16 protein-coding genes are annotated in these 23,415 nt (G+C 72.1%); 9 read left to right on the top strand and 7 right to left on the bottom strand.

The features are described 5' to 3' along the window. The first annotated feature begins 102 nt into the window (after positions 1-102). The 4 genes from grpE to ACH499_RS33415 all read left to right on the top strand — a co-directional run bounded on the left by grpE (position 103) and on the right by ACH499_RS33415 (position 4,628). Positions 103-504: a nucleotide exchange factor GrpE gene (grpE, locus tag ACH499_RS33430; protein ID WP_399020707.1), complete on the top strand. Its 402-nt coding sequence runs from the start codon at positions 103-105 to the stop codon at positions 502-504. 687 nt (positions 505-1,191) lie between these two features. Beyond that, positions 1,192-1,572, top strand: a complete 381-nt coding sequence (locus ACH499_RS33425) for a protease inhibitor I42 family protein (RefSeq protein WP_399020691.1) — start codon at positions 1,192-1,194, stop codon at positions 1,570-1,572. Between the two features lie 386 nt (positions 1,573-1,958). Then, positions 1,959-3,374: a DEAD/DEAH box helicase gene (locus ACH499_RS33420; RefSeq protein WP_399020689.1), complete on the top strand. Its 1,416-nt coding sequence runs from the start codon at positions 1,959-1,961 to the stop codon at positions 3,372-3,374. 330 nt (positions 3,375-3,704) lie between these two features. Then, the gene (locus ACH499_RS33415) at positions 3,705-4,628 is read left to right on the top strand and encodes an LLM class F420-dependent oxidoreductase (protein WP_356198211.1); all 924 of its coding nucleotides are present in this window, start codon (positions 3,705-3,707) and stop codon (positions 4,626-4,628) included. A 351-nt stretch (positions 4,629-4,979) separates the two neighbouring features. On the opposite strand, the gene ACH499_RS33410 is transcribed toward ACH499_RS33415, so the two are convergent. Beyond that, the gene (locus ACH499_RS33410; protein ID WP_399020687.1) at positions 4,980-7,016 is read right to left on the bottom strand and encodes a fibronectin type III domain-containing protein; all 2,037 of its coding nucleotides are present in this window, start codon (positions 7,014-7,016) and stop codon (positions 4,980-4,982) included. Between the two features lie 505 nt (positions 7,017-7,521). On the opposite strand from ACH499_RS33410, the gene ACH499_RS33405 reads away from it, so the two are divergent. Beyond that, a complete protein-coding gene (locus ACH499_RS33405; protein ID WP_399020685.1) occupies positions 7,522-7,905 on the top strand; it encodes a hypothetical protein in 384 nt (127 codons plus the stop codon). Positions 7,906-8,339: 434 nt separating this feature from the next. Continuing rightward, positions 8,340-8,744 carry a hypothetical protein gene (locus ACH499_RS33400; protein WP_399020683.1) on the top strand — a complete coding sequence of 135 codons (405 nt, stop codon included), beginning with the start codon at positions 8,340-8,342 and terminating at the stop codon, positions 8,742-8,744. Between the two features lie 420 nt (positions 8,745-9,164). On the opposite strand, the gene ACH499_RS33395 is transcribed toward ACH499_RS33400, so the two are convergent. Then, positions 9,165-9,923: an SCO4225 family membrane protein gene (locus ACH499_RS33395; protein ID WP_399020681.1), complete on the bottom strand. Its 759-nt coding sequence runs from the start codon at positions 9,921-9,923 to the stop codon at positions 9,165-9,167. A gap of 555 nt (positions 9,924-10,478) precedes the next feature. Between ACH499_RS33395 and ACH499_RS33390 the strand changes: the two genes are divergently transcribed. The 3 genes from ACH499_RS33390 (at position 10,479) to ACH499_RS33380 (ending at position 15,195) form a co-directional block, all read left to right on the top strand. Further along, positions 10,479-10,637: a hypothetical protein gene (locus tag ACH499_RS33390; protein ID WP_356198204.1), complete on the top strand. Its 159-nt coding sequence runs from the start codon at positions 10,479-10,481 to the stop codon at positions 10,635-10,637. Positions 10,638-10,723: 86 nt separating this feature from the next. Beyond that, a complete protein-coding gene (locus ACH499_RS33385; RefSeq protein ID WP_399020679.1) occupies positions 10,724-13,852 on the top strand; it encodes a lantibiotic dehydratase in 3,129 nt (1,042 codons plus the stop codon). Continuing rightward, the gene (locus ACH499_RS33380; RefSeq protein ID WP_399020677.1) at positions 13,849-15,195 is read left to right on the top strand and encodes a lanthionine synthetase C family protein; all 1,347 of its coding nucleotides are present in this window, start codon (positions 13,849-13,851) and stop codon (positions 15,193-15,195) included. The genes ACH499_RS33385 and ACH499_RS33380 overlap by 4 nt, the downstream gene beginning before the upstream one ends. 428 nt (positions 15,196-15,623) lie before the next feature. Here the strand turns inward: ACH499_RS33380 and ACH499_RS33375 are convergent, their stop codons facing one another. The 5 genes from ACH499_RS33375 to ACH499_RS33355 all read right to left on the bottom strand — a co-directional run bounded on the left by ACH499_RS33375 (position 15,624) and on the right by ACH499_RS33355 (position 23,263). Then, positions 15,624-17,822 carry a bifunctional serine/threonine-protein kinase/ABC transporter substrate-binding protein gene (locus tag ACH499_RS33375; RefSeq protein ID WP_399020676.1) on the bottom strand — a complete coding sequence of 733 codons (2,199 nt, stop codon included), beginning with the start codon at positions 17,820-17,822 and terminating at the stop codon, positions 15,624-15,626. Beyond that, positions 17,822-19,936: a bifunctional serine/threonine-protein kinase/ABC transporter substrate-binding protein gene (locus ACH499_RS33370; protein WP_399020674.1), complete on the bottom strand. Its 2,115-nt coding sequence runs from the start codon at positions 19,934-19,936 to the stop codon at positions 17,822-17,824. Before ACH499_RS33370 ends, ACH499_RS33375 begins: the two co-directional genes overlap by 1 nt. Next, positions 19,933-20,634, bottom strand: coding sequence for a hypothetical protein (locus ACH499_RS33365; protein WP_399020672.1), 702 nt, complete (start codon positions 20,632-20,634; stop codon positions 19,933-19,935). Before ACH499_RS33365 ends, ACH499_RS33370 begins: the two co-directional genes overlap by 4 nt. A gap of 1,234 nt (positions 20,635-21,868) precedes the next feature. Beyond that, the gene (locus ACH499_RS33360; RefSeq protein ID WP_399020670.1) at positions 21,869-22,492 is read right to left on the bottom strand and encodes a LysE family translocator; all 624 of its coding nucleotides are present in this window, start codon (positions 22,490-22,492) and stop codon (positions 21,869-21,871) included. Between the two features lie 27 nt (positions 22,493-22,519). Next, positions 22,520-23,263: a metallophosphoesterase gene (locus ACH499_RS33355; protein WP_356205754.1), complete on the bottom strand. Its 744-nt coding sequence runs from the start codon at positions 23,261-23,263 to the stop codon at positions 22,520-22,522. Positions 23,264-23,415 lie beyond the last annotated feature (152 nt).

The following is a 23,415-nucleotide window of genomic DNA, read 5'->3' as shown; positions in this document are numbered from 1 at the left end:
CGGTCCGGGAGCAACGGCTCGATCCGCGCCCACTGCGCATCAGTCAACGGCACACACGGACCAACGACCGGCTGATCCAAACGAAACTGCCTAGGTGACTGCATCGCGGACCTGCAGCGCCTGAAATCGGAGTACGAGCACTACCGGGAACGGGTGCGTCGCGACCGCCGCGCGGTCGGCGAGATCGCCGTGGCCAATGTGCTCGCCCGTATCCTGCCCGTCCTCGACGCCGTCGATCAGGCCCGCGAGCAAGGGGAGGTCACCGGCGGTTTCCAGCGCGTCACCGAGGTACTGCGGAGGGAACTCGTGGCCCTGGGGCTCGAGTCCGTCGGCGCGGTGGGTGACCTCTTCGACCCCGCCGTGCACGAGGCCGTCTCCTGCACCCGCTCCGACCAGGTGGAACAGCCCACCTGCACCGCGATCCTGCGCCCCGGCTACCGGGTCGGCGAGCAGCTCCTGCGGCCCGCGCAGGCAGAGGTCGCCGAACCACCACCGGCGAGGTAAGCCCCCCCGGCATCGTGACCGCGCGCGGCCACCACAGCGCCGGCTCCGCCTCTGCCAGGCCGACGGGCTGGCGTTCTCCTCGCCCCGGGTCTGCGGCTCAGGGTGGCGGGTGTCGTCCACGACGCGTCTCCGGCCAGCTCCTGGCCCACCGCGTCGTGGACCGGCGTGGCCGTGCGGGCGGCGCCGATCCCGCGTGAGCGGGCCGCCTGCCACAGTGCGGACACCGCCTTCCGCTGCCGTCACCTCGGCAGGCGCGCTGCTCCGCACTCCTGGCCGTGGGCGCACCGCATCACGGGCACCGTGGGAGGCGTCGACCTCCGGGCGGTCGACGGGGGTACCCGGCCGTCTTCGCCGCGGTACTGAGGCGTGTACTGAGATGAATCGTGCGGTACTGAAGTCTGTCGTGCGATCGTGCGATCCGACACGGGTCGCTCGGACCGTCCCAGGGGTACACCCCATGAGGTTCGACCACCTGGGGCAGCGAGGACGACTTCATCAACGGCCGGATGGGCAAGGCTTCCACAAGTGAACTCACCAACGCGTACAGCGTCTGTCTCCCGCGGTAGCAAGGGCGGTGCCGCGATCGCGGCGGCCGTGTTCCTCGCTCTCGCCACGGGCTGCGGCCCGGGCGCCGACGAACCGGCCGGCGACTCCACGAGCACCGCAGGCCGCCCGAGGAGCCACCCGGTGACGGACACCAGCATCACCGCCGAACCGGGTGAGCGCTTCACACTCACCGTCGACCAGAACGCCTCCACCCGCGAGTACTGGTACCTGGTCGACCCCCAGCCCGACAGTTCGGTGCTCGTCAGCCGCGGCCGGGACTACGCGTCGGAATCCGGCGACGACCCGGAGCCCGGTGCCGGCGGCCGACTCACCTTCACCTTCGAGGCCAAGGGCAAGGGGACCACCCGGTTCACGCTGCTGCACTGCACGTTCACCACCTGCCTGGGCGAAACCTCCCAAGAGCCCCCCGAGGTGACCGGCCCCTCCGCCGCCCCGGCCACGAGTGGGGCCCCACACTCCCAGGACCCCGAGCGCATCACCTACACCGTCACCGTCGACTGAAACGCGGCGGACCGGTCACACGGGACGGGGCAGTGGTCGAACGGCTCACCGGCGGGAACGTCCTCGGTGCGGAACACCGTCCCCGTCACTGCTGTAGTCTCCGCTTCCCCCTCGCGGCGCGATCCCAGGGGATGGGCCGGCTCTTCGGCTGAGGGACGGTTGCGGCCCCTCACCTTATCGATGCGGCGAGAACCAGGGATGTCGCGTGCGATCTCCGCAAAAGAGCTCGGGCGTCGGTCTCACGAGGTGATGCCGTGCCTCGTGTTAGTGTCATGCGTTTGCGTGGTCGTCGCGGTGGGCGATTCTGCACGTTCGGTTCCGCTCATGCTTGGGCTGTTCCCTCCCGCCGGGCCTTCCTCGGTACGTTCCCCTGCGGAAGGCTGTTCATGAAGCACCCCGACGACTCCGGCATCGCTCACGGCGGTTTGGCCCGGTCCGGAGCCACGACCCCGGCGCTGCCCCCGGCCGGCTCCTTCTCCGACCTGGAACTGCCGGTGGAGGTACTGCGCACCCTGAGCGGACTCGGGCTGCGCGAACCCTTTCCGATCCAGGCCGCCACGCTGCCCGACGCCCTCCAGGGGCGCGACGTCCTGGGACGCGGGCGCACCGGATCGGGCAAGACGCTCGCCTTCGGCCTGCCGCTGCTGACGCGTACGGCCGGGCGGCGCGCCGAACCGAAACAGCCGCTCGCCCTGATCCTCGTGCCCACCCGGGAGCTGTCCCAACAGGTCACCCAGGCGCTGGCGCCGTACGCCGAGGCACTGCGGCTGCGGATGGCCGCGGTCGTCGGAGGCATGTCGATCGGCAGGCAGATCGCCGCGCTTCGCGAGGGAGCCGAAGTAGTCGTCGCCACCCCCGGACGCCTGAACGACCTGGTCGAGCGCAACGCCTGCCGCCTGGGGCGGGTGAGGATCACCGTGCTGGACGAGGCCGACCAGATGTGCGACCTGGGATTCCTGCCGCAGGTCGTCGACGTCCTCGACCAGGTGCATCCCGACGGTCAGCGGATGCTGTTCTCGGCCACTTTGGACCGTGACGTCGATCAGCTGGTCAGCCGCTACCTCCACGACCCCGTCGTCCACTCGGTCGACCCGTCCGAGGACACGGTCGCGACGATGGAGCATCACGTCCTGGTCGTCCACGGCCCCGACCGCTACGCCGTCACCACGGAGATCGCCGCCCGCGACGGCCGCGTCCTGCTGTTCCTCGACACCAAGCACGCCGTCGACCAGCTCACCCGGCATCTGCGGGCCAGCGGGGTGCACGCCGGGGCGCTGCACAGCGGCAAGTCCCAGCCGCAGCGCACCCGGACCCTGGCAGAGTTCAGGAACGGCCGGATCACCGCTCTGGTGGCGACGAACGTCGCGGCGCGTGGCCTGCACGTCGACGACCTCGATCTCGTGGTCAACGTCGACCCGCCCACCGACCCCAAGGACTATGTGCACCGGGCCGGCCGCACTGCCCGTGCCGGTGAGTCGGGCCGCGTGGTCACGCTCGTGCTGTCGGGCGGGCGCCGCGAGACGAGCCGCATGATGACCGAAGCCGGCATCGAGCCGACGGTCACCAAGGTGCGCTCGGGCGAGGCGGAGCTGAGCCGGATCACCGGCGCCAGGACTCCCTCCGGCACCCCGCTCGACGGGGGGCCCGCCGCCCCCCGGCTCAAGAACACCAACATTCCCTTCCGCGGCCTCGGCACCAGCAAGGACACCTCCCGCGGCGCCGGCGGCAAGACCCGAAAGACCGCCGAGGCCCGCAAGCTCGCCGAGGCCCGCAGGGCCGCCCTCGTGCGTCGCAACGGCTGAGAGGCGTTCCGGCGCGCCCAGGCATGACAAGCGTGCCTGCTGACCCCTGAACCCAGGAGGCCTGGCGCGCAAGCGTGGTGCGCAGGCGGACGCCGCCAACCCCGACGCATCGAGGTGCGCGCGGCGCACGGACCCGCAGCGAGCCGGCGGTAGTTCAGGCGCAAGAGCGGCGGCTGAGCCGGCCCGCCCGTGCGCATCGCGGGCGAGGCGTGCCGGGCCAGGAGAGAACCGGGGCATGGGGCGCCAACTCCTGAGCCACGGCGTGCAGGTGACACACAGCCGTCATACAAGAACCGGAATGCGTGGCCGGCCGCCCCTGGTTCCCCTGGCATGACTACCGGAGTAGCGCTCAACGCGACCGACGCCGACAACCAGATCGACGCCACCGTGCGGCTCGCACACGAGGCCGCGGCCGCCGGGCTGCGGTCGGCCTGGTTCGGCCAGACCTTCGGCGCGGACTCGCCCCAGCTCGCGGCGATCGTCGGGCGGGAAGTGCCCGGGCTGCACGTGGGTACGTCGGCGATCCCCGTCTTCGGCCGCCACCCGCTGCTGGTCTCCAGCCAGGCCCAGACCGCCCAGGCGGCCACGCACGGCCGCTACCATCTCGGCCTGGCGCTCGGTACCAAGCTCCTGACCGAGGCGGGCTTCGGCATCCCCTACGAACGGCCCATCGCACGCCTGCGTGAATTCCTCACCGCGCTGCGGCAGTTGACCGAGACCGGCGCCGCCGACTTCCGCGGCGAACTGCTCACTGCCACGACACCGGTGCCCGCGCGGGTGCCGGGCGCCGAGAGCGGGGTGCCGTTGCTCGTCGCTGCGATGGGGCCCCAGGCGCTGCGTGCCAGCGGTGAACTGGCGGACGGGATCCTGCCCTATCTGGCCGGACCGCGCGCACTGGGCGAGCACATCGTCCCGGCGGTCACCGCGGCGGCGGAGGCTGCCGGCCGGCCGGCGCCCCGGATCGTGGCCCTGGTGCACGGCGTCGTCACCGACGACGTCGATTCCGTACGGGAGAAGGCCGCCGAACAGCTCGCGTTCTACGAGCAGTTCCCATCCTACGCACGGGTCATCGGACTGTCCGGCGGCCGGCGGGCCGTCGATGTGGCGGTGATCGGCGATGAGCGGACGGTCGCCGCCGAGGTGCGGCGTTACCGGGACGCCGGGGCGACGGAGGTGGTGTTCTCGGGAACGGAGATCGCCGGAGAGTCCGACCGGCGCCGTACCTGGGCACTCCTCGGGGAGCTCGCCGGCTGAGTGCCGACGGGCGGTCGCGCATCAGGTCCCCGGTGTCGTCCCAGTTCCTGCCGGACGGTGGCGGCGACACGGGTGAGCGGGCGCCGAGTGGCGGTGCTGGGCGGCGGTTCAGCCCCGCTCCACCCGTCGCCTGTCGCGCGCGGCCATCTGCCGGGCGTCGGCCGCCCTGAAGACGGGGTGCCGCCGCGGTGACCGCGGTTCGGCCCGGTGGCGTGGCCGGCCGGTCGGGGAAGGCTTCCGGCCAGGCTGAACGAGCTGGCCAAGCCAAGGGCATCACCGTCGGCCCAGACGGCCGTCTCCCCGGAGGAAGCGGCCGTCTGGGCACTGAGTCGGACCGGTCCTGGACCGGTCCTAGACCCGGTCCTGGAAGACGGTGTACCAGGGGTACCTACCCACCACGGTGCTGTCGGCCGTCACGGCCTCCAGCGTGTAGAAGTACGTGTTCCCCTTCGTCGCCGTGGCGTCCCCCCACGTTCGGGTGTCCGCCGGGAGCAGTCCGCCGTGCTGGGGCTCGTACGCCTTGGTCACCGGGTTCCACCGGCTCACGCGGTAGCCGGTGACCGTGGCGCAGCGGGCCGTGTCGGTGCACTGCCAGTCGACGGACGGACGGGTGGCCGTCGCGTTGTGGCCCACGCTGCCGAGGTTCCAGTCCCGGGTGACGGTCACGGACGGCCGCACGTCGAGCTCGGTGGCCTCGACCACGGTGACGTTCGCCTCGCTCGGGTGCAGCGTGTTGCCCCAGTGGTCCTTGGCCGTCACCGCGTACACGTGCGTCTCGCCGTCCGGCAGGTCCCCGCAGAGGATCGCGAGCGGGTTGCTCGTGCCCTCCGAGCATCTGGAGGTGCCGAGCCACTTGACCGTGCCGTCGGCCTGCCGGACGCCCGTCCAGACCGCGTACGCGTCGATGTCGTCCTCGGGCGAGGCGGCCCAGCTCACCAGCATGCCGTCGCTGCGCGCAGTGACCTTCACGCCGGTGACCGGGCCGGGCGCCACGCTGTCGCCGGTGCGGACGACGAGCGGGGCGGAGTACGCCGATTCGTTGCCGTCCGGGTCCACCGCCGTGACGGCGTACGTCACGTACGTGTTCACGGGCATGTCCAGGTCGACGCACGCGCCCCCGTTGCTCGCCTCGTTGCTCCCCTCGTCGGCGCAGGTCACCTCGGTGCGGGCGGCCGGGTCGAAGGTCTTGCCGGGCGAGCGGTACACGCGGTAGTGCCCGCCGTTGTCGAAGTCCTCGAACCAGCGGCCGCCGGGCGCCGTCCAGTACACCGCGGTGTAGCCGGGGCGGGCCACGGAGTTGAGGCCGGTCGGGGACCCCGGCGGCGTACGGTCGACGCCGTCGCCGGTGACTGCGGCAAACGCCCCCGGGTTGCCGAGCGCGTCGACGCCGCGGACGCGGTAGTACTGGTTCGCGTTCACGGGGGCGCCGGTCCGGTATGAGCTGCTGGTCGTCGTGCCCAGCAGCTCGAACGGGCCGGTGGCCGCGGAGGCCGCGTACACCTGGTACTTCGCGGCGTCGCCGACGGCCTGCCAGTCCAGGGTGGCCCACCAGGCGTCGCTGACGACCGTGAGGCCGGTCGGGGCGGCCGGGCCGGTGCGGTCGACGGTGGTGGCGGTCACGTCGAGGCTGCCGGTGGACTCGCGGCCGGCCTTGTCGACGGCCCGGACCTCGTAGAGGAAGGTCTGGCCCGTCGCGGGCGGCGCATCGACGAAGGACGGAGAGGTGAGCAGGGAGCTGCCGCTGACCTTCGCCCAGCTCGTGGAGCTCAGTCGGCGGTACACGCGGTACCCGGCGAGGTCCATCTCCTTGTTGGCGGCCCAGCGCAGGGTGGTCCTGGCGGTGGCCTTGTCGTACGCGGCGGTGAGGCCGGTCGGCGCGAGCGGCTTGACGGTGTCGACGGTCGCCTCGGTGCGCGGGGCGTACGTGAAGGCGGCGGAGGCGTAGCCGGTCCAGGCGACGTAGTCCACGCGGATCGTGTGCTTGCCGGACGGGACGGTCAGGTCGACGGTCTTGCGGGCAGTGGCGGAGACGTTCTTCCACAGGTCGATCTTCCGCACGCCGTCGACGTAGACGCGCATGCCGTCCTGGGTGGCCGCAGAGAGCCGGAAGGGGCCGCCGGATCCGAAGTCCCGGGTGAGGGACCAGCGGACGGAGAAGTTGTCGTTGGGCAGCGTGACGCCGGCCGGGTCGCCGTAGCCGTAGTTCTCGGCTATGGCCGCGTCGCAGGCGGTCAGCTTGGGCGTGCCACTGAAGGTGGCGTTGCCGAAGTACTGCGCCGTCCAGACGGGGGAGGCGCAGGCGGCGGAGGCCGGGGTGGCGGTGAGCAGACCGCCGGCCGTGGCGAGAGCGGCCGTCAGGGCCAGCGCTCCCACGCGGGTACGAGTCATCACAGAGAGTGGGGCCCTTTCCGGACCGACATGGAACAGTAAGACGTAGTGATGCTTGTGTGACCCGCGAGGCGGGGGCAGGGTTGCCCCCGCTCCTTCATTTTTTTGCACGGGCGTTCGTCAGCTCTACCGGCGCGGCGTCCAGGTGATCGTGCGGGCCGTCGCCCCGCTCGACCGCCAGAGCCGCGCAGAGGCCGGCTCGCCGTTAACAGGAGGCCGACCCGGCCGCACCCCGCGCCGCGGGTTCGGACGGGGAATCGGGGGTGCCGCCGACGGCGGCTTCGCGCACGGCTCCATGGTCATGAAGTTCCTCGACCAAGCCGTGCGCACCGGGCAGACGGCTCCGGCCCAGAGCCTGCGCCTCCCGACGTCCGGTCGCGCCGGTCCCGCGGCCGTCCCTTCGAACCTGCTCGAATCGTGGCACAAAACGTCGCGGTGGCAAGCCCGATCGGCCCAGGCTGGCGGAGCAGACCGTCCCGCCCGCACCAATCACCGTGGAGAAACCATGAAACGTGTCATCATCGCTGGCGCGCTCGCGTTCGCCTCCGCCGCGCTGACCATGGCTCCGACCGCTTCGGCAACCGCTGCGGCGTACAAGAACTGCGAGTACCCCCGCGTCTGCTTCTACCTCACCGACAGCGACTGGACCAACTCAGCGCCCTCGGCCGGCTACCAGGACGTCACCAGCTCCTACCAGACTCTCGGCACCTATAGCCGGGGCTCCAACTGGGTGCTGAACACGCGCAACGACGATCGGGCCTACCTCCGCTACACCGTCAACAGCACCGGCGCGACCCGGTACGTCTGCCTCCCGCCGGGCAATCAGATCCCCTTCTCGTCCGCGTACACCGTGACCGGCATCCGGATCGACACGGCTTCCACCTGCTAGGAGGCGGCACGGAGCCCTCACACGATCGGGGCAGCACCCTGCGGCCAGGTACAGCCAGCTGAACCGTCAAGGTCCGCAGGGTGCAAGCCGTGTCCGGCAGGAAGCCCGCCAAGGCGTCAGGCCACGGCTCCGACAGCTGTGCCAGCGTGATCGAGGTCCTGAGGAACCCCGTGGGCAGCGACTGAGGAACCCCGGGGGGCAGCGACCAGGCACCCGGCTCGCTCGCATGCCTTGGCCTGGAACGACCGGGAGCCGGCTCTCAACTGGAGTGTCAGTGCGGTGCGGTGTGCCATGCCATGACGCAGTGCCCTTGAGTTCGACGGAGCCTGGTGGTATCTGGGCGGAGACGAGGAATGCGTTCGCGTCGCATGTGGACGAGGGGGCGAATAACCTGGTGCGAGGGGGGCGACGTGGTTCGATCGAAGGAGCCTCCTATGACAAGGAACCGGTCCGTCTGGCGCGCGACGGGAGTTGCCACCGCGCTGGCCACGGCCGCGGCGATCGCTTCGGTCGCTCCGGCTCAGGCTCAGTCCACCGCTCAACTGTCCGCGTATGTCAGCGATGGCTGGGGCGGTGGCACCATCACCAGCCAGCCCGCCGGGATCAACTGCCACCAGTCGGCGTGGGACCCCTACACGTCCAGTCAGCCGCAGCCGCAACCCACGGGCACCTGTACCGCGAGCTTCGAGGTCGGCACGACGGTCACCTTTGCCGCCACACCCGACTCCGGGTCCTACGTCAACTTCGCGCCCTCGCCGAATCCCGTGACTGTTCACACCGGCTACAACTACACGGCGGTGGTGTTCTGTCCCGATGACGGCCTCTGCTCGGCAGGCTGACGCAGCCATGCGTCGACGGCCGCGATGAGGTCGACCGGGCCGTAGCCGGCAGCCCTGGAGAAGAGGCTGGTCCCACCACCTCGGGAGCCGGCGGACCACGCCCCCGTCCACGGTGCCAACCCGTCCCCGCCGCGCGGCCGCTGAACAGCACAGCACGGCCCTATACGGCCGTTGAGCGTCCACGCGGCGTCTCCGAGACCTCACCGTCCCCGCTCACGCCGCGTAACGCATCAAGGGACACGGCCGCCGCACCCACCCGCGGGAACGCTCCGGATCCCCAAGCGAACCTTCCCCGAAGCTTCGAAACGAAGGAGCCCCTGCGCCCTGACGTCTTCGATCCCGAGGCGAGAAAGGGGTATGGCCCTGGGGATGAATCTGCCGGCGCGTGTTGGGCCTGGCCGGCTGCTTCGACGGGTCACCTCAGCCGGCCCGGTGTGGTTCCCGCGCCCGGAGCCTGCGTGTGAGCAGGCCGAGGAGTACGGCGTTGACGAGAGCGGACAGTGCTATCCCGATGGAGAAGATCAACGGGCTCGACCAGGCGATCGAGGTGTGGTAGGCAACGGGCGATGACACCGCCATCGCGAGGATGCTGAACGGAGCTGTGGTCATGAGTGGCCAGATCCCGGCGAACCCGGGGTCGGGCAGCATGAATTCGGCGTACAGGAAGTACCCCAGCGCTACCGCGACCACGGCGAGGTATCCACGTGCGAGCCAGTTGTCGACCGCGGGCGCCAGCAGGGCCCGAACCCGCTGTGAGCGGGTGCCCGCAGGGCCCGTCATGTCTGTCTTCTTCTGCTCGGCCGGGTCCGCGACGTGCGGGAAAGGTGCACGCGGGCTGGTCGATGTGGCAGTTGCGGCCCTGGTGACGAGGGCGCCGAGCGCGGCAGCGTTCACGAGGGCGCACAGGAGGAACCACACGGCCAGGACCGCGACCGCCGTCACATCGGCCGCCCCCTCGATCTCGGCGCCGGGGTCGAGAGGGAGGAACATGCACAGGAAGGACAGGGGCGCCGTCAGCAGCAGAGGGCTCCCGGCGAACGCGCTTCCCGGGGAGAGGAACATGACCGTGAGGGAGACCGCGAACACCGCCAGATAGCCCCGGGCGAGCCAGTTGCCCGAAGCAAGCGCAAGGAGGCGGCGCAGGCGCGGGACGCGGCGGGGGAGGAGCGTAGTCGGCATCGGTTGTTTCCTCGGGTCGGTCCGTTGGTGATCTCCACGGTGGACCACGCGTCGCGCCCGGACATGAGTACGGGTACTCACCGACAGGGCCGCGGAATGCGCACGTGGCCCTTGTCCATACCCCGGGCCGGGCCCTTCAGCGTCCCTGCCTGGGCCGCCGGGGCCGGGAGAAGAGCGGCTCGGCCTGCCCGGGGCACCTTCCCGTTCGCACCCACCCGGATCACCGAGACGGTGCCCGATGGCAGGACGCCTGGAACTTGGTCGCGACAGGGCGTCCCCGGGACCCCGGCGCTTCGATCATGACTGGATCACGCCCATGATCCAGGGGCCGGTGAAGCCGGTTGCCGCACCTGGAGGCCCACAGCCCCTTGAGGGAACCGCACCGCAGAAACGCCTGTCGGGCCTTTTCCCGGGGACATGTCTTTCGGTCAACTTGTCTTTGCACCGATGATGTTCGACTCCTCGCCTGCATATGCTCCCGTCTGGTCCCAACAGGGCCAAAACGTTTCGCCGGTGTCCAGTGGACACCGGCGTATCACTGACGGGAGGAGTCTGATGAGCACCAACCTTCTGCTGGAAGACACCACCGACCTGACCGACCTGGATCTGGAGATCCAGATCTCCGAGACCGAGAGTGAGGGCCCGGCGTTCGCTCGTGGCGGCGCCACCTCGCCGAGCACCTACGGATCGCCCTGCAACCTCTGCTGCTGGTGACCTTTCGGTGACGACCGCGTGGGGCGGAGCGCTCGCCCGCCCCGCGCGGCGTGAGGAAGCCCGGATCGAAGGGGGAGCCGCAAGACGTGCGGGACGATCACTTCACGGCCCAGGACTCTCTGTTCGTACGCGTCACAGCCCTGCCGCGCACCGGTCCGGGCGGCGGTGCAGACGGTAGCCCTCTCGGCGCGTCGGCCGAGCGGGTGCGCGAAGCGGCCGCCGACCCGCTGTTCCGCGAGGCGCTGAACGTCGCCAGTGGCAGTCTCGCCGCATCCCTCGACAAACTCGACGCGGGCGTCGACCTCAGTACGAAACGGCTGCGCCGCACGGCACTCGCCCTCTCCCGGTACGCACTGCGGGCCGGGACCAGGCCGACACCCTTCGGACTCTTCGCCGGCGTCGCACCCGCGCGGGTCGCGGCCGCCACCAAGGTGAACATCACGGGCCCCGGCAGCAAGACGGTGCGCCTCGACGCCGCCTGGCTGACCGACCGTGTCGCCGCCTGGCTCGAACGGCCCGAGGTCCGGCACGGAGTCGACGTCGTGCTCAACGACCTCTGCCGCAAGCGGGGCGACCGGCTCGTCCTCACCGGCAAGGGCAAGGAGACCTCCGTCCGAGCCACGCCCCTGGTCGCCTGGGTGTGCGCCCGCACGGAACACCCCGTCCGCTACGCCGAACTCCTGGAGCAGGCCTGCGCCAGCTTCCCCCGCTTCGCCTCCGCACAGGTCGACACCGTACTGTCCCAACTCGTTCGAGCGGGGCTCCTGGTAACCTCCATCACCCCCCAGGACCTTGACGAAGCGCTGTACGACCGCCTGGCCTCGGCACTCACCCCGGTGCCCGAGGCGCGGACCGAACTCGAACGCATCCGCGCGGCGCTCGACGCCTACGCCACGACGAGGCCCGGACAGGGACACGCGGCGTGGCGCGACCTGATGCGGCTGACCGACCCCCAGGGCACCGCCACCAGGCCGCCGGTCCACGTCGACCTGCGCATGCAGGCCGACGTCCACCTCCCGCGCACGGTGACCGACGAAGCAGCCCGTTACGCCTCCGCCATGTGGGAGATCTCCGGCACCTGGCAGACGCACGCCCATATGCGCAGGTACCAGAACCGGTTCCTGGAGGCGTACGGCACCACCGGCATCGTGCCCATGGGCCGCCTCGTCGACCCGCACCGAGGCATCGGCCTCCCGCCCGGGTACGGCCCGAGCGCCGATTACACCGGCGCCGGGCCCATGCCGGGTCAGGAGGCGGACCCGCTGCCCAAGGAACGCCGCGCCCTCACCCACGACCTGGTGCAGGAGGCCCTGCTGAGCGGCGAGGACGAGGTGCGCCTCAGCCCGCGCGTCATCGACCTGCTGGCCACCGCCGGCCGCACGGACGAGACCCCCGTCCCCCCGCCGAGGTCGCTGGAACTCTGCTTCAGCCTGCTGGCCGAGAGCGAACAGGCCGTCGACCGGGGAGACTTCCGGTTGCTGTCCCCGCCGTACCTCGGCTCCTGGACCGCCGGGGCGACCGCCGGACGCTTCGCCGGACTGCTCGGCATGGAGGGCGAACTGACGTCACTCCTCGCCGGGCTCGGCGACGAGCGGACGGTACCGGCCCAGGTGGTGTACCGGCCGCACACCGTGCGCGGACTCAACATGGCTCAGGTGCCGCGCCTGCTGCCGCACCGGATCCCTGTCGGCGTGTACGCCGACCGGTCGGAGCCGGGAACGCTGGACTGGCGTGAACTCCTCGTCATCCCGGGCCCCTTCGGCCTGCGGTTGGTGCTGCCGGAGGACGGACGTGACGTCCTGCCCGTCGTGCCGCACATGCTGGCCCTGGACCGGGAGGCCCCGCCGGTCGCCAGGCTCCTGGTGGAACTCGCCTACGGCAGGGCCCGGACCTGGACGGGCTGGAACTGGTGCGGGCTGGAGGGACTTCCCTACCTGCCCCGCGTCACATACGGACGGGTCACGCTCTCCCCCCGCCGCTGGATACCCGACCGGCACCTGCGGGAGGCGATGGACGACCCCTCCGCCTGGGACGAGACCGTCAAGGCCTGGCGGGAACGCTACCGCGTGCCCGACGAGGTGAACCTCGCCAGGTGGGACCGTATGTATCGGGTGGACCTCACGGACCCCTGGCACCGGGAGGTGTTCCGGCAGGAGATCCGCGGCGGCGGTTCCCTGGCCATCATGGAGGACCTCACCGACGGCGGACGCCGCCTCGGCTGGTCCGCAGGGCACAGCGCCGAAGTCGTCGTCCCCCTGACCCGGCCCACCCCGGCAGAACGGTACGAGGACGGGAACCGCCCGCGGCCGGGCTCCCGCACGCCCGCCCCGCGGCCCACGGACCACAGCACCCGGCACCTCCCCGGGGAGGACTGGCTCTACGCCAAGTTCTACGCGGACGAGGACACCCAGCACGAACTGCTGCAGGCAGGCATCCCCACCCTCGTCCGCGAGACCGGAACCCACCTGCGCCACTGGCACTACCTCCGCTACCGCGACCCCGAACCCCACGTCCGGCTCCGCCTGCACGGTGACGCCGAGGACCTGCGCGCCCTGGTCCTGCCCCGGCTCGCCGAGCTGAGCCGCGCCTGGGAGGAGGCAGGGCTGATCCGCGGCATGGTGCTCGACACCTACCGTCCGGAGACCGACCGCTACGGCGGACCCGACGCCCTCCCCCACGCGGAGCGGATGTTCTGCCTGGACAGCCAGTCCGCGCTGACCCAGCTGCGGATGCGGACGCGGGGCGCCCTGACCGTGCCCGCTCCCGTCCTCGCGGCCGTCAACCACGCGCTGCTGCTGGAGTCGCTGGGCGACTGGAACTGGACGGCCTGGATCGGCGAGATCCTGCCCAAGGGGCCGGCCCACGCGGCCTTCCGGAAGTTTGAGGACCAGGCCACCGCCCTGATCGTGCCCGGCCGTACGGCCCACAGCGCGGCCCCCGCACTGGGCGAGGCCCTCACCGCCGCGTGGACCACCACGCCGGAGACCCGGGCCTACGGTGCGCTGCTGCTGTCCGACGAGGGCCGGGCACCGGGGAGCGATCAGCACGCCGAAGCCGTGCTGTCGCTGCTGCACATGCAGCACAACCGCCTGCTCGGTATCGACCGGGTCGGCGAGGACGCCGGCTACGCCGTACTGCGCGGTGTGGCCCGCGCCCACCAGGGCCGTCTTGCCCACGCCCAGGCCGATGACCGGGCCGAGGAGGAGTCCCGATGAGCAACGCCGAGCCCATGACCGCCCCGCCCCCGGCAATCCCGCGCCACACGCAACGCGCCCGGGAGGTCGCCGCGCAGGTCTTCGACCGGCTCGCCGACCCGGACGCCGTCCCCGCCGACACCGGCATCCCGGGCGACGCCGGGCACATCATCCTGCGCGAGCCCATCTGGCAGGACCTGGCCCTGGCCAGCGGCTATCCGGGAGTGTCCCTGGCCTTCACCGGCCGGGTCGCCCCCGGCCCCGAGGACCTGGCACGCGGGCACGCGTACCTCCTGCGCGCCATGCGGGCCACGGCCGCCTCGGCCCACCCGCCCCAGGGCATCTACACAGGGCCCGGCGCCGTCGCCTTCGCCGTCCTGCTGGCCCACCGCGCCACCGGCGGCTACCGGTCGGCCCTCGAAAGCCTCGACGACCACCAGCGCCGCCTGGTCCGACACTCCCTGCCCGACGTACGTGACACCCCCACGCCCACCAACGGCGAGTTCGAAGTGGTCCGCGGCATGAGCGGCATCGGCCGTTACCTGCTGGCCCGCCGGGAGCAGTGCGAGCAGGAACTGCGGCTCGTCCTCACCTACCTGTCCCGCATGGCACACGGCGACATCACCCACCGGGGGCATCGCGTGCCCCGCTGGTGGACCTGGGCGGCGCCCAAGCTGGGGCAGGAGGCCGAGATGCCGGACGGACATCTGAACCTCGGCCTGTCGCACGGCGTGGCGGGCCCCCTCGCCCTGCTCTCCCTGGCCTGGCAGCAGGGAGTGACCGTCGACGGCCAGCGGGAGGCCGTCGAGCGCCTGGTCGCCCTCCTGGAGGAGTGGGCCTACGACTCCGGGGACGGCCCGCTCTGGCCCACCCACCTCACCCTCGGCCTCTGGGCAGCAGGACCGTCGAGCAGACCGCCCCTCAGCCGCCCCTCATGGTGCTACGGAGCCCCCGGCATCTCCCGCGCGGTCCAGCTCGCGGGCCTCGCCCTCGACCGGCCCGAGTGGCTGGATTTGGCCCACCGTTCGCTGCTCCCGTTCCTGACCACCGACCCGGACACCTGGCGCGTGGACAACCCGACGGTGTGCCACGGGTGGGCCGGCCTGATGCACCTGTTCGCCGTCCTGAACGAGTCCATCGACGACCCCCGCCTCACCGACCTCGTCGACGACATGGCGGCCCGCACCCTCGGCCACTTCGACCTCGCCCACCGCTTCGGCTTCCGTTCCCCCCTGACAGCCGCCCCCCAGGGCACCGACGTCCCCGCCTTCCTCGAAGGCGCCACCGGCACAGCCCTGGCGCTTGACGCCTACGCCCACCACCACACCACCACCCCCTGGGACATGCCTCTCCTCCTGGCCTGACCCCAAGCCTCCGACCTGGGCCGAGGCAGGCGGAGGCGGCGCCGGGATCGGCCTTCCTCGGATCCTCCGTCGCGGGCCCGGAGCCTGCTGACCGCCGTCTCCCGCATTGGCGGCCACCGCCACGCCCGCGGCCGGCACCCGGCGGAGGGAGGGGCGGGGAGGGACGGTCAGAGCTGAAGAAGCGGGCCCACGGCCAGCACCTGTATGACGTCATCGGCCTGCAGGACACCGCGCGGTAGCCTGCGGCCCGGTCCATCAGCGAACGCGACACCAGCGTCGGCGGTGCCGCTCACGCCGCCGCCGATGTCTTCGACGGTATCGACAGCGGTAGAAGTCGGCGGTGTCAATGAAATTCCCCCCAACTCCCCTTTCCCGCATGGCTTCCGCGTGATCTGGCGCGCCCGCCCGATGCACGGACAGCGGGCGGTTCAGCTGATACGGTCGTACCGGCCGAGGTATCGGAAGGCGTCGTCCTTCGCCTGGTACAGGAAGTACACGGCGTCCGGTCGCAGCGCGAGGGCGTGGGTGTCTTCGAAGCGCAGCGTTTTGGCGAGGCCTCGGTAGGTGAGGCTGAAGAGGCGCTGTGCCACGGCCCCCGGTGCGCTGCCGGCCGAGCCGCCCAGTGACTCCAGGGCCCGCGCGACCAGCCCCACCGCGTCGTACGCCTCCGGGGCCCAGCGGCCGGGTGCGGTGCCGTAGGCCGCGCGGTGGGCGGACACGAACGCCGGGGACACGCTCGCGGGGTCGGTGAAGGGGGTGGCGAACAGCCACCCCTGGGCGGCCGGTCCGGCCTGCTGGAGGAAGGCCGGGCGCATGATGTGCCAGGTGCCCAGCCGTGGCCCGGTGAAGCCCGCGTCCGTAAGGGCGCGGGCGCAGAGTGCGGCGCGCCGAGGTGACGTTCCGCTGAAGACTACCGCCTGTGCCCGGGCGGCGAGGGCGGCGCGAACGGCCGGCCGGAAGTCGTCGCTGCCGGCGGCCACGGAGTGCACGCTGGTTGTGCCGTCGTGGGGCGGGGCCTGTGTGAGAGGGCCGGTGAGGTCGGCGCCCACCCGGCCCGCGGCGAGGTCGTCGATGACGGCGGTGCGGTCGAGTCCCATGGCGGTCAGGTAGGAGATGAGCGGAAGTGCCAGATGCCGCTCCGGACCGCGGGTGATGCAGAGGGTCCGCAGCTCACTGGTGTCGAGTCGTGGATCGTCCGCGGAGATCAGCACCATGGCGGTGTTCGCGGTCTGGTAGCGCGGGCCCGCGGCGAGTGCGGCGGTGGCCGTGCCGGGGGCGAGGACCGCGCTCAGCTTGGCCTCGGTGAAGTGATCGGCCGCCTGCCGGGCCCGTGCGGCGATGCCGCGGTCGTCGTAGGTGTCTAGCGCGAGGCGGAAGGTGATGTCCGCGCGCGTGTTGTGGTGGGCCACGGCGAGGCGTGCCCCGCGCTCCTGAGCCACGCCGTCCGTTTTGCCGGTGCCGGTGAGATCGGCCTGGAAGCCGAGGGTGTGCACGGGCAGGCCGCCTCCGGAACCGCCACCGGCGCCGCGTCCGGCCGCCAGGTACGCGGCGGTCCCGCCACCGACCACGACCACGGAGGCTGCCGTGCTTGCCATGAGCAGGACGCGTCGCCGGGTCGGCGGCCGGGGGCCGGACGGGTCGGTGACGGTGCCTTCGCCTGCCGGCGGTCGGGAGACGGGCTCGTCCAGAGCTAGCCCGGACCGTCGGGGTGTGGGGATGTCCAGTGCGCGCGTGGACCGTTCGGCGACCAGGCGGAGGACGGCGGGCGGCAGCCAGTCCTCGTCCGGCGCTTCGGGAAAGCCCCGCCCCGGCGAGATCCTCGGGTCCCGCAGGGAGGCCCCGACCTGCGGGGCCGTCGGGCGGCGCGCGGGGTCCTTGGCCAGACAGGCCGCGATCGGCGACCGCAGGGCGGCGGGCACGTCCGTCAGATCCGGCTCCTCGTGCACGGTGCGGAACAGGACGCCCGCCGCATGCCCGATGCCGAACGGGCGCCTGGCCGAGGCCGCGTACGCCAGGACGCAGCCCAGGGAGAAGACGTCGCTCGGCGGGCCGACCTCCTCCGCGCGGACCCGCGCCTGTTCCGGAGAGAGGAAGCCGGGGGTGCCCACGACGGCGTCGGGCGCCGTGAGAGCGGTGGCGCCGGTGGTGTGGGCGATGCCGAAGTCGATCAGCCGGGGGCCGTCCAGGCCGAGCAGGACGTTGCCCGGCTTCACGTCCCGGTGCACCAGCCCCGCGGCGTGGACGGCGGTCAGCGCCTCGGCCAGCCGGAGGCCCAGGGTCCGTACCGCCGCGACGGGCAGGGCACCATGGCCGTCGACCACCTCGGCCAGGGCGGGACCGGGGACGAACTCCGTGGCCAGCCAAGGCATGCCGGCCTCCGGGTCGGCGGCCACGACCGGCACCAGCCAGCGGCCGCCGGTCAGGGCGCGCATGGCCGTCACCTCGCGCCGGAAACGGGTGCGGAAGGCCGGATCCGCCGCGTGTTCGGCGCGGATCACCTTGAGCGCGACCAGCGTTCCGCCCGCGCTGCGCGCGAGGTAGACGACGCCCATGCCACCGGCGCCGAGCCGCGCCAGCAGCCGGTGGCCGCCGACGTCCTCGGGCTCGTCCGCCGTCAGCGGGCGCATCAGAGAGCCGCCTCGCCCGCGTAGACGTACCGGCCGCCCTTCACCTCGTAGCGGAAGACGTCGTACCCCTTGAGCATCCGGTTGTCGAACGCGTACGTCCGCACGAGTCCCTTGTAGGTGCCCTTCGCCAGCAGGTCGTACAGCCTGGTCCGGGAGGGCCGGCCGCCCGCCTCGGTGACGCGAGTGATGACCATGCGGGCCACGTCGTAGGCCTCCGCCGCCCAGTACGGGGGCGCGGAGCCGTAGCGCCGGCGGTAGGCGGCGGTGAAGCTCCGCACGCGTACGGCCGCGGGGTCGATGTACGGCGCGAAGATCTGCCAGCCTTCGGCGGCCGGACCCGCGGCGGTCAGGAACTCCTGGTCGGCGGCCGGGTAGCCGAGGACGCGGACGCCGGTGAAGCGCTGTTCGGCGAGGGCACGGGCCACGGCCGCCGCCCGTGCCGGTGTGCCGGTGTAGACGAAGCCGTCCGGTTCACGGAGGAGCATCTCCGCGACCACCGGGCCGAGACGCCCGGCCAGTCGGGGTACGACGCGTGGCTCGGCCGGGATCTCCACGAGGCCGAGGGACTGGAACGTGGTGTGGCCGAGCTGCCAGGCCCCGATGCCGCCGTGGCGGTCGATCAGGACGCCCGCGCGCTCGGCGCCCGCCTTGCCCAGGTGGACGGCGATCAGCGCGGGAGACACACCGTACCCGGGGACGGCCTGGAGGAAGTGGCGGGGCTGCGAGGTGCCGTACGCCTCCTGTGCGGAGGAGGCCGTGAGCTGTGGGACGAGCTGGGCGTCGTACGTGTCGAGGCTCGCTCCGGTGGTCCGGTCGCCGGTGGAGCCGATGACGGCGAGCAGGTCGCGGTCGGCGGCGAGGGTTTCGGCGGCCGGGGTGGCGCGGGTCTCGTCGCCCCGGTCGTCGGCGACCTTCAGGGTGAGCGTGAACGGTTTGTCCTCGCGGGCGTTGAACTGTTCGACCGCCAGGCGTACGCCGCGTTCCTGGGCCTTCCCGACTGCCCTCTGCGGGCCCGTCAGGTCGGCCTGGACGCCGAGCACCCAGCGGCGGGCGGCCGGTGCGGGGTCGTCGTGGCGGCTCGCCCAGAAGGCCGCGCCGCCGAGGAGCAGGAAGCGGCGGCGGCCGGTGCGCAGGGACGCGTCCCCGGGTGACTTCGTGGGCCGTTCCTCCCTGGTGACTTCTCCCGGCCGCTCGTCCGTTGGCGCGTCCTGGGCCGTCGCCTCGATGTCCGGCAGGGCGAGCGTCTCGGCGGAGCGGTCCGCGATGAGTCGTACGACATCGTCGGGCAGCCAGTCCGCGGTGCCGGCGGGAGTGTCCTCGCCGAGCGCCTCGTCCACCTCACGGGCGGCGGGCCGGGCGGCCGGATTCTTGGCGAGACAGCGCTCCAGCAGCTCGCGCAGGTCGTCGGGGAGGTCGTCGAGGTCGGGCTCGTCGTGCACGGTGCGGTAGAGAAGGGCGTCCACGGCTCCGGTGCCGAAGGGCGGGCGGCCGGTGGCGGCGTAGGAGAGGAGGCAGCCGAGGGCGAAGACATCACTGGCCGGGACGGCGGGGTGTGCACGTGCCTGTTCCGGTGCCAGGAAGCCGGGGGTGCCGACGACCATGTCGGCCGAGGTGAGGGCCGTCTCCTCGACGGCGCGCGCGACGCCGAAGTCGATCAGACGGGGGCCGTCGACGGCGAGGAGCACGTTTCCGGGCTTGACGTCGCGGTGCACGAGTCCCGCCTCGTGCACGGCGGTCAGCGCCCGGGCCAGCATCCGGCAGAGCACGCGTATCCCGTGCGGCGGCAGCGGACCACAGGCGGCGACAGCCTCGGCGAGGGAGGGGCCGGGCACGAACGCGGTGGCCAGCCAGGGCGCGGGCGCGTCCGGGTCGGCGCCGGTCACCGGCACGGCCCACCGGCTGTCCACGCGCCGTGCGGCGGCGACCTCACGGCGGAACCGCGCGCGGAACTCGGGCTGGTCGGCGTACTCCGGCAGGATCACCTTGACGGCGGCCAGCTCCCCGGACTTCGCACGGCCGAGGTAGACCACGCCCATGCCGCCCGCGCCGAGCCGGGCGAGCAGACGGTGGCCGCCGATCCGGGCCGGGTCGGAGGGGGTGAGCTTCTCGGTCATCGGCTGCTGCCGTTCGTCACGGTGGACTCGGACACCGAGGGCGAGCCGGTACCGGCACGGGTGTCCCGCTCGATCGCGCGCCGGAGGCCGACCCGCATCCTCGTGTGCGGGTCCCTCAGCCGGTCGAAGAGGTCGGTCATGGACCACCCCTTGGCGCCCTTGGCCGAGACCGCGACGGTGAACGGGCCGATGCGGGTCTGTTCCCAGACGTACGGGTGGGGACCGCCGAGCCGGTCACTGGTGTAGGCGCCGGTCTCGGTCAGGGAGTCGTCGGCGTAGCCGTTCCCCAAGTCGCCGAGGGCGTTCGGGACGTCGGTCAGGTCCGTGAGCACCTCGCCCGAGCGCAGCAGCTGCGAGGGACAGCGCATCATCTCCTCCAGCACCTCCGCGTTCTCCCAGTCGGCCTGCTCGGCGGTCCGGTGCACCGTGACGACGGCGCTCAGCGTGAGCGGCCCCCGGCCGCCGCTCGCCGGGATCTCGAAATGGCGGGTCAGGGAGGCGAGGACATCTTTCGGGAGCGCCCTCTGCTCCCAGACGCAGTCGTCCCCAAGCACTGCCCAGCGCCGCGGGTCGCTTTCGTACGGGCTGCGGCGGACCGTGTCCGGGCCGAAGGCGGAGGGCTGCGCGAGGACGTCGCGGACGAGGGCATCGGCGTGGGCCGCGGTCGTCGGCAGCTTGGCCGGGTCAATGTCGACCACGGCGGTCGGCGATGGACTGGCGCTCACCGTGCCCTGGGCCGTCGTCCCAGCCACCGGTCCGCGGGGCCCCTCCCCACCGGAGGTACAGCCGGCCAGCAGCGCGCCACACGCCACCACAGCACCGCCGAGCCGCGCCGCCACTCCTCCCAGCACCATGCGTTCCCCCAGGCATCGCTGGACCATCCGCCGGCCTCATGCTAGGCGGCAACGGGGGTGCACCGGCGAGCGGTTGACGATCGTGGCCCAGCTGTTCCACAGCCGTCACACAGCCCCGGCCGTTCGGCGAGCCGGCCGCCCGCCCGGTCGCCACCCACGCCACGCGCAGCCCCGTCGCGCGGCTTGGGTCTGTCAAACGAGCGGTGTAGCTCGGCTCGGCGCAGTTGCGATGCCATGCGGGGTTCGGCCACCGACGTGTCGATGCTCTGCATGCGCGGCGGGGCCGGTTCGGCTCCCGTCCGATCTGCACGGAGACCTGCCTGACCTCCGCCCCGTCTGAGCCCGCACCTCGGCAGCGACATGCCAGGATCGACATGGCGTGATCCTCGGAATGCGCACCGAGCCGACTCCGAAGTCCCCAACGTCCAAGTCACCCCGAACTCGCCGGCCACAGACATGACACGGGAATCCGCGAGGCCCGGGGCCGGTCTTCGAGACCGCCCCTTCGGGTCTACCCGACCGGTGAGGGGTTCCGGACCCCCGTGGGTGCTGCCGTACGTACTGGAAGAGGGCGACGGCTTCGGCGTCAGCGACGTCGTGGCCCGCCGCGACCTGGGCGGCGACGTAGTCGGCCGGGTCCTGGTACCGGTGGTGCACCTTCAAGCCTTGCCTGCTCAGCTGACTTGGCATGTTCGCATCGTCAAGTGCGGAACAAGAGTGAGACGGTGACCACTCTGCCGGAAGACTCGCTGTCGCCGATCAATGAGGATGACCGCGACACAGCCGTGCGGCGTCTACAGGGAGCGTACGCGCAGTTGGACGGCACCTCCAGATCGGCTGGCGACACGTACGGGACGTCGAGTCCGGTCGCCCCCAGCCACATCTTCAGTCGTGCGGTGTCGGCCAGCCGCTGCCTTGGCGCGCTGTCGTCGGGACCGCTGATCAGGACGCGGTGGTCGTGCGGCGAGGCGACCGCCGCCCCGAGCCCCCTTCAGCGAGGGCCGCGCGAGGCCGACTGCCTCCCCACGTCCCGCCGCGTACCGCCGGCGTGTGCGCCCGCGGCGGTGCGGCCGTCGGCCTACGCCGTGGCCGCCCGCAGTCCGAGGGCGACAAGCACCACGGCCGTCCCCCTTGCCACGGCGCGCTTGACGCGGGGGCGATGCAACGTGCGTGAGATGCGCTGGACCAGGACGGTCCAGACGAGGAGCCAGAGGCCGATCAGCAGCGCGTGGGCGGTGGCCAGGGTGAGGATCTGGCCGTCGAAGGAGCGATCGGCCTCGATGAACTGGGGCACGAGGGTCAAGTAGATCGAGGCCGCCTTCGGATTGAGGACGTTGGCGAGCAGAGCCTGCACATAGGCGGAGTCCGACCGGACCGGCGGACGGGGTCGGCGGGTGCGGGCACGCGCCGGCGCCGTGGCGGAATGCCACGTCCAGATCCCCAGGCCGATGAGGTAGGCGGCCCCGACGGCCTTGACGACGGTGAAGGCCTGGCTGGAGTGCATGACCAGGGCCGACAGGCCGGCGACGGCGAGTGCGGCGTGGACGTACAGGCCGGTGACCGTCCCGAGGATGACCGGGAGGGCCTGGCCGCGGCCGCCTTCGGTGACGCGCCGGACCAGGAGGGCCAGGCTGGCCCCAGGGGTGGCGACGAGGGGGAGGACCGCAGCCAGGAACCCGAGAACGGCGAGGGGAGGGACCACGATGTGTCTCCCGACGAGCGCGCGGAATCAGAGTACGACGCGGTAGTGGGTGGTCAGACGCCGGTCCTCCCCGAGGACATGGAACGCGATGCCGGGCGGCTGGTCCCGGTCGGCGGGACGGTCCCCCTCCCAGGGCATGCGCAGCGTCCAGGTGACGGCCGGGCCGACGATCAGGGGACGGGCGGCGAAGGTCGACGCGGCTGCCGTGTGGGCGTGACCGGTCAGGACGGCGACGACCTGTGGGTGCGCCTCCAGCAGGGCGGCCAGTCGCCCGGGCTGCTCCAGCATCCCGGAGTCGGGCAGGGGGTGGTGGAGTTCGACCGGCGGCTGGTGGAAGGCGATCAGGGCCGGGGTTTCCCGCGGCAGGCCCGCCAGGGTGGTGTCCATCCACTCCAGCGTCCGGGCGTCCAGGCGTCCCTCGTCACGGCCGGGAATGGTCGAGTCGCACATCAGGACGGCGGTCCCGGAAACGTGGTGGAGCCGGTTGACGGGCCCGTCATCCGGTGCCTCTCCCAGCAGGGCCTTGCGGTACGCCGGACGCGCGTCGTGGTTGCCGGGGCAGGGGAGTACCGGGAAGGGGGCGGTCAGGATGCGGGCCGCCTCCTCGTACTCGGCCTCCTCGCCGTGATCGGCGATGTCCCCGGTGACCAGGACCGCGTCGACCGGACGGGGCAGCGCCCGCAGGTAGTCCATGACGCGCTCCGCGCGCCGGGTGGCCCGCTCACCGCCGTCCAGATGCAGATCGCTGATCTGGGCAAGCAACACCGTCATTCCTCGTCCTCTCACGGCACGGCCCGGGTCGCACCGACACGGGTCTGTCACCACAACTTCGTCTAACGGATAATCAAGCTTTGCCGTTAGAGACTCTAGAGCGGGCCAGGGAATGTGATCAAGTGGTTGGCGACCGTGAAGGAAGGGAGCCG

The sequence above is a fragment of the Streptomyces sp. NPDC018947 genome, assembly GCF_044390505.1.
Lineage (GTDB): Bacteria > Actinomycetota > Actinomycetes > Streptomycetales > Streptomycetaceae > Streptomyces.
The sequence above is the reverse complement of the archived record's forward strand: the minus strand, read 5'-3'. Positions and strand labels throughout refer to the sequence as shown.

Bases quoted from the DNA above. Each gene is read 5' to 3' on its own strand.
- ACH499_RS33395 (WP_399020681.1), bottom strand. From the start codon at position 9,923: ATGCCGACTACGCTCCTCCCCCGCCGCGTCCCGCGCCTGCGCCGCCTC.
- ACH499_RS33410 (WP_399020687.1), bottom strand. From the start codon at position 7,016: ATGACTCGTACCCGCGTGGGAGCGCTGGCCCTGACGGCCGCTCTCGCC.
- ACH499_RS33370 (WP_399020674.1), bottom strand. From the start codon at position 19,936: ATGACCGAGAAGCTCACCCCCTCCGACCCGGCCCGGATCGGCGGCCAC.
- ACH499_RS33400 (WP_399020683.1), top strand. From the start codon at position 8,340: ATGACAAGGAACCGGTCCGTCTGGCGCGCGACGGGAGTTGCCACCGCG.
- ACH499_RS33380 (WP_399020677.1), top strand. From the start codon at position 13,849: ATGAGCAACGCCGAGCCCATGACCGCCCCGCCCCCGGCAATCCCGCGC.
- ACH499_RS33415 (WP_356198211.1), top strand. From the start codon at position 3,705: ATGACTACCGGAGTAGCGCTCAACGCGACCGACGCCGACAACCAGATC.
- ACH499_RS33405 (WP_399020685.1), top strand. From the start codon at position 7,522: ATGAAACGTGTCATCATCGCTGGCGCGCTCGCGTTCGCCTCCGCCGCG.
- ACH499_RS33355 (WP_356205754.1), bottom strand. From the start codon at position 23,263: ATGACGGTGTTGCTTGCCCAGATCAGCGATCTGCATCTGGACGGCGGT.
- ACH499_RS33390 (WP_356198204.1), top strand. From the start codon at position 10,479: ATGAGCACCAACCTTCTGCTGGAAGACACCACCGACCTGACCGACCTG.
- ACH499_RS33420 (WP_399020689.1), top strand. From the start codon at position 1,959: ATGAAGCACCCCGACGACTCCGGCATCGCTCACGGCGGTTTGGCCCGG.
- ACH499_RS33375 (WP_399020676.1), bottom strand. From the start codon at position 17,822: ATGCGCCCGCTGACGGCGGACGAGCCCGAGGACGTCGGCGGCCACCGG.